The following is a 9,446-nucleotide window of genomic DNA, read 5'->3' on the forward strand; positions in this document are numbered from 1 at the left end:
AGATATAGAGATAGAGGTGGTGGAAAGCATGCGAGAAATACAAATTTTTGATACGACTTTAAGGGATGGCGAGCAATCACCAGGGGTCAATCTGAATACGAACGAAAAGCTTGAGATTGCTAGCCAATTAGAAAGACTTGGAGTCAATGTTATGGAAGCAGGCTTTCCTGCTGCTTCACCTGGGGATTTTGAAGCTGTGCAAGCAATCGCAAATCAAGTCCAAAAAGCTACAGTCGCTGCGTTGTCTCGTTCTGTAGTGAAAGATATTGACCGTGCGTACGAAGCTATAAAAGGGGCAGTAAGTCCGAGGATTCATGTATTTATAGCAACTTCACAAATTCATATGCAGCACAAGCTACAAAAAACACCAGACCAGGTACTAGAAATTGCTCGAGCAATGGTTAAGCACACGAAAAAATATGTGTCTGATGTACAATTTTCTGCTGAAGATGCAGGAAGAAGCGACATTGAATATTTGAAGAGAATTATCGAAGCTGTTATAGATGAAGGAGCTACTGTTATAAATGTTCCTGATACTGTAGGATTTTTAATGCCAGAGGAATATGGTGAATTAATACGTAGACTAAAGACTGAAATACCAAATAGCCATAAGGCACAATTTAGTGGGCATTGTCATAATGATTTAGGTTTAGCAGTGGCAAATTCCCTTGCAGGAATTCGTAATGGCTTGGATCAAGTAGAAGGAACAATTAATGGGATAGGCGAGCGTGCGGGGAATGCTGCTATTGAGGAAATAGCTATGAGTCTCTACACGAGAGCGAACTATTTCCAGGCAAAGACGACTTTGGATTTGTCACAGATTTCAAGAACATCTATGCTGGTGAGTCGATTAACCGGTATGATGGTACCACGCAATAAAGCGATTGTTGGTGCAAACGCCTTTGCCCACGAATCAGGAATTCATCAGGATGGCATGCTAAAGGATAAGTCTACCTATGAGATTATTACTCCTGAAACTATTGGACTTAAGAAAAGCTCGTTAGTTCTTGGAAAACACTCTGGTCGACATGCCTTTAAGGATAAATTACAAGAGCTTGGATTCGCTATATCTGAAGAACTTGTTAATAAAGCATTTGAACAGTTTAAAGATTTGGCTGACAAGAAGAAGGAAGTCACTGATGCTGATATAAGTGCAATTGTGGAGGGAGAAGTAATTACAACTCCTCAGGAAACATATCAGTTAGATTATTTACACATCTCAAGCGGTAATTCTTCTATTATCTCAACAGCCACCGTTCGTCTTAAAACAGCAGATGGTGTTACACAGGAAGAAGCTGCATGTGGTGACGGACCAATTAATGCGATTTATAACACCATTGATCGTCTATCGGGAGAAGCTCTTGAGTTAACGGATTACCGAATCCGTTCAGTTTCTGGAGGTAGAGATGCACTGGGTGAAGTATTCGTTCGCGTTAAGCAAGGAAGACTAAGTGTGAATGGTCGCGGAATGAGTACTGATATATTAGAAGCAAGCGCTAAAGCATACATCAATGCACTAAATCGCATTATAGTTAAGAAGGGGGAAATGGAAAATGGGAATGACACTAGTCGAGAAAATCCTAGCTGCTCACTGTGATCGTGAACAAGTTAAGGCTGGTGAACTAATAAATGTTAAGCTAGATGGCACATTAGCTAATGATATTACAGCTCCTGTTGCTATCCGTGAATTTAATAAACTAGGTGTAGAAACTGTATTTGATAAGAACAAAGTATTTTTAGTGCCTGACCACTTTGCACCTAACAAAGACATCATGTCTGCTGAGCAAGCTAAAATAATGCGTGAATTTGCATATAAGCATGAAATAGTTAACTATTTCGAAATTGGCGAAATGGGCGTTGAGCATTGCCTGTTACCTGAGAAGGGACTTGTATTACCTGGAGACGTTATTATTGGTGCAGACTCTCATACTTGTACTTACGGTGCATTAGGAGCTTTTGCAACGGGTGTAGGTAGTACAGACTTAGCTTGTGGAATGGCTACTGGTGAAGCATGGTTGAAGGTTCCAGAAACAATTAAATTTGTATTCAAGGGCGAACTACAGCCATACGTTACTGGTAAGGATTTAATTCTACATGCAATTGGAGACATAGGCGTTGATGGAGCACGCTATTGCTCAATGGAATTCACAGGACCAGTTATAGATAAGCTAACAATGGATCAGCGTTTTACAATGGCTAATATGGCTATTGAAGCTGGTGCTAAATGTGGTTTGTTTGAAGCTGATGATACAACATTAGCATATGTTAAAGAGCGTGCAAAACGTGACTTCACAGTGTACAAGGCTGATGCAGATGCTGAGTATTGTCATGTAATTGAATATGATGTAACAAATCTTGAGCCAGTGGTAGCCTACCCACACCTTCCGGAAAATACACATCCAGTAAGCGATGGTAAGGATATCGTAATTGATCAAGTAGTTATTGGATCTTGTACAAATGGTCGTTTAGAAGATTTACGAGTTGCTGCACGCCTGTTAGAAGGTAATAAAGTCAATCGTAAAGTTAGAACGATTGTTATTCCAGGAACACAGCAAATTTATTTAGATGCAATGAACGAAGGTTTAGTAGAAATATTCATTAAGGCGGGAGCAATTGTTAGTACGCCAACATGTGGACCTTGCTTAGGTGGACATATGGGTATCCTAGCTAAAGGTGAAAGAGCTGTAGCTACTACTAATCGTAACTTCGTAGGGCGTATGGGTCACCCAGAGAGTGAAGTTTATTTAGCAAGCCCTGCAGTTGCTGCTGCTACTGCTATTAAAGGGACTATTACCGACCCGAAAGAAATAAAGCCGTTTGAGGAGGTAATGAAATAATGAAGTTAACAGGAAAAACGTGGAAGTTTGGACATGACATTGACACGGATTTAATTATCCCTGCTCGTTATTTAAATACCTCTGACCCAAAAGAATTGGCTAAACACTGCATGGAAGATGCAGACCCAACATTTGCTGGTAAAGTATCACCAGGTGAAATAATGATAGGTGGCAAAAACTTTGGCTGTGGAAGCTCCCGTGAGCATGCGCCAATCGCTATTAAAGAAGCAGGCATTACGGTTGTTATTGCTGAGTCATTTGCTCGCATTTTCTATCGTAACGCAATCAACATAGGTTTGCCAATCCTTGAGTCACCTGAAGCGGCTAAAGAAATTCAGGAGCGCGATGAGGTTGAGGTAGATTTAGACAAAGGTATTATTTATAACAAAACTCAGGATAAGACATACGAAGTTCCACCATTTCCGCCATTCATTCAAGAGATTATTAATGCAGGTGGCCTTGTGAACTACGTGAAAAAGAAGGTGAATGCCAATGGCTAAAAAAATAGCAGTTTTACCTGGTGATGGCATTGGTCCTGATATTATTGCAGAAGCTGTTAAGGTTTTAAATAAAGTTGAGCAGATTTTTGGTACTAGCTATCAATTTCAAGAATACCCTGTAGGCGGAACAGCCATTGATCAAACAGGTGAGCCGCTACCTGCTTCAACACTGCAAGCCTGCCTTGAAAGTGATGCTGTACTTTTAGGAGCTGTTGGTGGACCAAAGTGGGATAACCTACCTGGAAACAAGCGACCTGAAGCTGCTCTTTTAGGCTTACGTAAAGAGCTAGGCCTATATGCGAACCTGCGTCCAGCAGTAGTATACCCAAGCTTAGTAGGGGCATCGACTTTAAAGGAAGAAGTAGTATCTGGCGTAGACTTATTAGTTGTACGTGAGTTAACTGGAGGCATATACTTCGGAGAGCATAAGCGTACGACTACGGAATCTGGCGAAGAGAAGGCAATTGATGTATTAGAATATACACGTTCAGAGATTGAGCGTATTGTACGACTTGCTTTTGAACTAGCTATGAAGCGTCGTAAAAAAGTAACGTCTGTAGATAAAGCTAATATTATCGAGACTTCAAGACTTTGGAGAGAAGTTGTTGCAGAAGTGCAAAAGGACTTCCCAGAGGTTGAAGTAGATCAACAATATGTAGACAACTGTGCGATGCAGTTAGTTAGAAACCCTAAGCAGTTCGATGTAATTGTTACTGAGAATATGTTTGGTGATATCCTAAGTGATGAAGCAGCAATGCTAACTGGTTCGATTGGTATGTTAGCGTCTGCGAGTATCGGTACAGGAAATAACGCTATGTATGAGCCAATCCATGGATCTGCCCCTGATATTGCGGGTAAGAATATAGCTAACCCGATAGCTACTATATTATCTGCTGCTATGATGCTTAGGTTCTCTTTGAACCAAATTAAAGAAGCTGATGCAATTGAAGCAGCTGTTACCTCAGTGCTAGAAAAAGGTCTGCGTACAGGCGATTTAGCAAGCCCTGGTCAAGCAACTTTATCTACAACAGAGATGGGTGCAGCAGTAATAGCAGAGCTAGAGAGTATGTTCGCATAAAGATACCTTATTTCGATTAAATGAAGAAATCATGAAACTCCTCAAAACGAGGAGTTTTTTATTGCTTTTTTATATGGATATGATATCGTTTAAATTATATATAAAAGAAGGGAGCAAGGAGAAATGAATCAACGTTTTATATTATTAATTATTATGCTATTAATGTTCTCCGTTCTTATGAGTTGCTCTAGGATGGATCGAGGTATTTCAAACGAAGAATTCCTGCTACTAACTGACAATGGTGTTACTCAACAAATAGTGTTAACCAATAAATGGTATTAACCGACAAATAAACTAACAAATGTCAGCAGTACTCAATAGATAGATCACCGCAGTGATGTCAAATGTCTATAAAATAGGCGTTTATGCAGTTCGCTCCTAGGTCTTTGCGCATATAGTAAATTGACTATATTAAAAGGAGGACATTATTGTGGACCATAAACACATGAAACCTTATGTTGTAAAGCCTGGAGATACTATGTTTAAAATTGCTAGAAGGTATAATTTACCTTTAGATGTTTTGATAGCAGCTAACCCACAAATCCCAAATCCAGACTTAATTTATCCTGGTCAAGTAATAATGGTACCAGTACACCAACATGATCATTGTAAGGATTATAAACAGCGTCATCATCACCATCACCCTTGTCATCCGCATCCTACACCTAAGCCATCACCATATCCTTGCTTACCGTCAGGGGTGCCTAGATTTCGTTCGGGATTTATGCCACGGCCAATGCCTACACCACAACCTGGCGAATACCCAAGCTGGTGGATGAATCCGCCACATGAATATGGCGAATGGGGTCAACCAAACCCATGGCAGGACTGGGGAATGGATGATTATTGGGGCGATTGGCAATATGAGTGGGACAATAATTGGAATAACCCTAGACACACTACTTGCGACAAAGCTGATAAATAAACAAAACTTAGGGTGTAAAAAACATAAATATGTAGACTATAATAGTTAAGACATAAGATAGGGGGCGACTTAGCCCTCTATTTTCAAATATAAGTATTTGGGGTGATATTTAAATGGAGAATTTAAGATGCGCGATAGCGCAAATTAGACCCGTACTAGGTAATGTTGATAAAAATCTAGACAAGCATATTAAATACATACAAGACGCCATAGATAAGCAGGCAAATGTAATTGTCTTTCCAGAATTAAGCTTAACAGGCTATAACCTACAAGACCTAGCATATGATGTTGCATTAACGCTTGAAAGTCAACCTATAGCAAAATTACTTAACTTAAGTCACTCGATAGATATTATTTTTAGTTTTGTAGAAGAAGATGAGCGACATTCGTTCTATATTTCTTCTGCATATGCATCAAAAGGTAAGATTTTACATGTGCATAGAAAAGTATACCTACCTACATATGGGTTATTTGATGAAGCGAGATATTTCGATTCTGGTGATCGAGTTCAAGCATTCTGCACTGATATTGCAAGAGTTGGTATGATTATCTGTGAGGACGCATGGCACCCTTCGACAGCATATATATTAAGTACCGATGGCTCACATATTCTGTATGTTGTAGCGGCAAGCCCAGCCAGAGGTGCTGAGAATGGAGATATACAATCGGACCGCTGGTGGCAGTCCACTATCCAATCCTATGCACAGCTTCATGGTCTTTATGTCGTCTATGTAAATCGAGTCGGCTTTGAAGATGGACTTGCCTTCTCAGGTGGATCATCGGTGTACGATTCGGAAGGTCAGCAGATTTTGAAGGCACCATATTTAGAAGAAGGTTTATACCTGACAGACATAGATTTTCGCAAATTACGGAGAAGTCGAATATCAAATCCACTAAAACGTAACGAAAAAGTAGATCTTACTATCAGAGAATTACAACGCATATCTAAAGAATCTTTTAGTAATAGCTCTTCAAACAAAGATTGTGAAAAGGGTGGAAAATAGTATGAAAGTAGATATAAACAAAATATTAGATATAGATGTAGAGTTAACTACAAGAATCTTAGTGGAATTCATAAAAGAAGAAGTCCGTAAAGTAGGCTATGAGAAGGTAGTTATGGGATTGTCGGGCGGTATCGATTCAGCAGTTGTTGCATACCTAGCAGCAAAGGCTATAGGTCCAGAAAATGTGTATGCCATTATGATGCCTTACAAGACAAGTAATCCAGACAGTTTAAGCGATGCAAAAAAAATAGTTGAAGACCTGAAGATTAACGCTAAGACAATCGAAATAACACCAATGATTGATGCGTACTTCAGTTTGCCTGAGAGTGATTCAACTGAAACAGATATGCTACGGAAAGGTAACAAGATGGCTAGGGAGCGAATGAGTATACTATACGATCATTCTTCGCTATACGATGCACTAGTAATTGGTACGAGTAATAAAACAGAATTGCTTCTAGGATATGGAACAATATACGGAGACATGGCATCTGCGCTAAATCCTATTGGCGATTTGTACAAACATCAGATTTATCTGTTAGCACGATATCTAGGGGTACCAGATTCTATTATTACTAAAGCTCCAAGTGCTGATTTATGGGAAGGCCAAACGGATGAGCAGGAATTAGGTTCTACCTATGACGAATTAGACTGCTTTTTATATTACAAATATGACTGTAGATATACCGATGAAGAGCTTCTAGACTATTACGATAACGATTTCATAGCAAGGGTAGTTAAAAGAGTACAGATCAATCACTATAAAAGAAAGTCTCCTGTAATTGCGAAAGTTTCACATCGATCTGTAGGGCACGATTTTCTGTATCCAAGAGATTGGAACTACTAGTTTACTAAATAAGAAGCTGTATGCTACTATATGGTAGAACTTTTTAATCTAAGCTAACGAAATTGAATTTTGTTAAGCTAAGAATAGAGAATTGTATAGTAGGATGGAGTGAGAATATGGCTGGACATTCGAAGTGGAAAAATATAGCCCATAGAAAGGGCAAGCAAGATGCTGCAAGGGGTAAAATCTTTACCAGACTATCTAAAGAAATAATGGTAGCTGCCCGCCAAGGTGGGGGGGACCCAACTGCTAATGCTCGCTTACGACTAGCAATTAGTAAAGCACGAGAGCATAACATGCCAAATGATAATATCGAGCGCGTTATAAAAAAGGCAACGGGTGAGCTAGAAGGTGTTAATTATGAGGAGATATCCTACGAAGGCTATGGACCTGCTGGAGTCGCTGTATATGTAGAAGTAGTTACAGATAGTCGTAATCGTGCTGCCTCTGATATGCGCCATATATTTTCTAAATACGGCGGAAACTTGGGAGAGTCAGGTTGTGTAAGCTGGATGTTTGACAAAAAAGGCATCATTAATATTAACAAAGCAGACATAACAATTGATGAAGAAGAGTTACTGTTACTTGCTTTAGACGCGGGAGCAGATGATCTCATCGGTGATGAAGATGCGTTTGAAATTGTTACTGAGCCAGATAGCTTCGAACAAGTAAAAGAACAGCTAGTAGCTGCGGACATCCAAATAAACTCATCAGAGATTACCATGGTACCACAGAATACTATTAGCTTAACTGGTGATGATGCAAAGAAAATGCTTAAACTAATGGAAAAGCTAGAAGAAAACGATGATGTGCAGAACGTGTATGCAAACTTCGATATTTCTGATGAAGATATGCAGAAATATCACAGCTAAAATGTATATACACCTCGCAAATGTGGTCATACTGACTATATGACCAAGTTTGGGAGGTGTTTTTGTGTCTGTTAAACCATTTTTTATTACTTCAATAGTTATAATTTTTATTTTAGCTGCATCTTTGTTTTTACAAAACGCACAATTGCAAAAAGACAATAATCAATCTATAGATTATTCAAAGGTCTCAGTAATTGAAGATGTACTGCATCAAGAATCGTTCATCCAGTATACCTTATATAATGTTACTTTATATGATGAGTATTTGTGCGGTACTATAGATGAGGAACATACAGTCTTTTATGCGCCTACGGAGATTGCAGCTATAAAAAACTATCCACAGTATAGGCTGCTAAAATCTGAGGCAGATCACTTATTCCTGCACCGAGAGCACATGGAGTTCCATGCAAAATACAAAGATGCAATATACTTCGGTTTAAATGCAAGGAGTGAGCTTGTACTATATTACAAAGATTATGGTGTGGAAAATCCGCAAAAGGTATTCTTTCCATTAGAACAAGAAGCTTTAGAAGAATGGATGCTACCAAAACAATTAGAGGAACTAGAAAGAGGAATACCTATATATAATGTAGGAGATTATAACAGTGTATTATCAACTCTTACGGAATATATAATAGACTTTCCATATGGATATCCGATTGTAGTGGAATGATAGTACTTTAAAGAATAATAATAGCTTTATAGTTTCCTAAGTGAAAAGAATTAATTAAATAGTAAGGAATTTAGTGTGTATAATTTACTATTACGTGTAAACAATACTCTTAGAATAGGTTTTATTCATAGAATAACTTAATGGTAAAAATTGCATTTGCATTATGGTTTTTGTTTATGTTATTATGTTAATTGTCGCTCCAAAAGACATGCGACTGCAGACATTTGATTTCAAGTATAACAACATACTGCAAGAAAAACTTCAAAATAGTTGTTGACTTTGAAAATCAGATGTGGTAAGATAAATATTGTCGCTGCGAAACGGCGATTGACAACAAAGTTCCTTGAAAACTGTATAATGCAATCAAAACAACGTCAATTCGGATTCGCAAGAATCCAAAGCGCTTTTGATGAAAATCAAAACGGACAACGTCAATAAGAGAAATCTTGATTGACAAAATTAAAAGTCAGTGACTTTTGAGCTTAAAATCGACTTTATCTTAGCCGATAAGTCGTTAAGGATATAAACAAACATTTATTGGAGAGTTTGATCCTGGCTCAGGACGAACGCTGGCGGCGTGCCTAATACATGCAAGTCGAGCGGACAGAGATGAGAGCTTGCTCTTATCAAAGTTAGCGGCGGACGGGTGAGTAACACGTGGGCAACCTGCCTGTAAGACTGGGATAACTTCGGGAAACCGAAGCTAATAC

General features: G+C 38.8%; 10 protein-coding genes and 1 rRNA gene. All 11 read left to right on the forward strand.

Going from position 1 to position 9,446, the window contains the following annotated elements:
• The first annotated feature begins 28 nt into the window (after positions 1-28).
• Positions 29-1,597, forward strand: a complete 1,569-nt coding sequence (locus BHF68_RS14915) for a 2-isopropylmalate synthase (RefSeq protein ID WP_069644466.1) — start codon at positions 29-31, stop codon at positions 1,595-1,597.
• Positions 1,554-2,837 (forward strand): 3-isopropylmalate dehydratase large subunit, encoded by a 1,284-nt coding sequence (leuC, locus tag BHF68_RS14920; protein ID WP_069644467.1) that lies wholly within the window; start codon positions 1,554-1,556, stop codon positions 2,835-2,837. The genes BHF68_RS14915 and leuC overlap by 44 nt, the downstream gene beginning before the upstream one ends.
• A complete protein-coding gene (leuD, locus tag BHF68_RS14925; protein ID WP_069644468.1) occupies positions 2,837-3,337 on the forward strand; it encodes a 3-isopropylmalate dehydratase small subunit in 501 nt (166 codons plus the stop codon). The genes leuC and leuD overlap by 1 nt, the downstream gene beginning before the upstream one ends.
• A complete protein-coding gene (gene leuB, locus BHF68_RS14930; protein ID WP_069644469.1) occupies positions 3,330-4,415 on the forward strand; it encodes a 3-isopropylmalate dehydrogenase in 1,086 nt (361 codons plus the stop codon). Before leuD ends, leuB begins: the two co-directional genes overlap by 8 nt.
• A 123-nt stretch (positions 4,416-4,538) precedes the next feature.
• Positions 4,539-4,697: a hypothetical protein gene (locus BHF68_RS15470; RefSeq protein WP_176719955.1), complete on the forward strand. Its 159-nt coding sequence runs from the start codon at positions 4,539-4,541 to the stop codon at positions 4,695-4,697.
• A gap of 148 nt (positions 4,698-4,845) precedes the next feature.
• Positions 4,846-5,340, forward strand: a complete 495-nt coding sequence (locus tag BHF68_RS14935) for a LysM peptidoglycan-binding domain-containing protein (RefSeq protein WP_069644470.1) — start codon at positions 4,846-4,848, stop codon at positions 5,338-5,340.
• Positions 5,341-5,453: 113 nt separating this feature from the next.
• Entirely contained in the window at positions 5,454-6,344 is an 891-nt protein-coding gene (locus BHF68_RS14940) for a nitrilase-related carbon-nitrogen hydrolase (protein ID WP_069644471.1), read from the forward strand.
• Between the two features lies 1 nt (position 6,345).
• Positions 6,346-7,191, forward strand: coding sequence for an NAD+ synthase (locus BHF68_RS14945; protein ID WP_069644472.1), 846 nt, complete (start codon positions 6,346-6,348; stop codon positions 7,189-7,191).
• A 116-nt stretch (positions 7,192-7,307) separates the two neighbouring features.
• Positions 7,308-8,063: a YebC/PmpR family DNA-binding transcriptional regulator gene (locus BHF68_RS14950; RefSeq protein WP_069644473.1), complete on the forward strand. Its 756-nt coding sequence runs from the start codon at positions 7,308-7,310 to the stop codon at positions 8,061-8,063.
• A 64-nt stretch (positions 8,064-8,127) separates the two neighbouring features.
• Positions 8,128-8,736: a BofC C-terminal domain-containing protein gene (locus BHF68_RS14955; RefSeq protein WP_069644474.1), complete on the forward strand. Its 609-nt coding sequence runs from the start codon at positions 8,128-8,130 to the stop codon at positions 8,734-8,736.
• A gap of 534 nt (positions 8,737-9,270) precedes the next feature.
• Positions 9,271-9,446 (forward strand): 16S ribosomal RNA (locus BHF68_RS14960); the annotation flags it as partial.

It is taken from the genome of Desulfuribacillus alkaliarsenatis, from assembly GCF_001730225.1.
Taxonomy (GTDB): Bacteria; Bacillota; Bacilli; order Desulfuribacillales; family Desulfuribacillaceae; genus Desulfuribacillus; species Desulfuribacillus alkaliarsenatis.

What these genes read in the sequence shown, in the direction of transcription:
- leuC (WP_069644467.1), top strand. Translation starts at nt 1,554, where the DNA reads ATGGGAATGACACTAGTCGAGAAAATCCTAGCTGCTCACTGTGATCGT.
- BHF68_RS14950 (WP_069644473.1), top strand. Translation starts at nt 7,308, where the DNA reads ATGGCTGGACATTCGAAGTGGAAAAATATAGCCCATAGAAAGGGCAAG.
- leuB (WP_069644469.1), top strand. Translation starts at nt 3,330, where the DNA reads ATGGCTAAAAAAATAGCAGTTTTACCTGGTGATGGCATTGGTCCTGAT.
- leuD (WP_069644468.1), top strand. Translation starts at nt 2,837, where the DNA reads ATGAAGTTAACAGGAAAAACGTGGAAGTTTGGACATGACATTGACACG.
- BHF68_RS14945 (WP_069644472.1), top strand. Translation starts at nt 6,346, where the DNA reads ATGAAAGTAGATATAAACAAAATATTAGATATAGATGTAGAGTTAACT.
- BHF68_RS14940 (WP_069644471.1), top strand. Translation starts at nt 5,454, where the DNA reads ATGGAGAATTTAAGATGCGCGATAGCGCAAATTAGACCCGTACTAGGT.
- BHF68_RS14915 (WP_069644466.1), top strand. Translation starts at nt 29, where the DNA reads ATGCGAGAAATACAAATTTTTGATACGACTTTAAGGGATGGCGAGCAA.
- BHF68_RS15470 (WP_176719955.1), top strand. Translation starts at nt 4,539, where the DNA reads ATGAATCAACGTTTTATATTATTAATTATTATGCTATTAATGTTCTCC.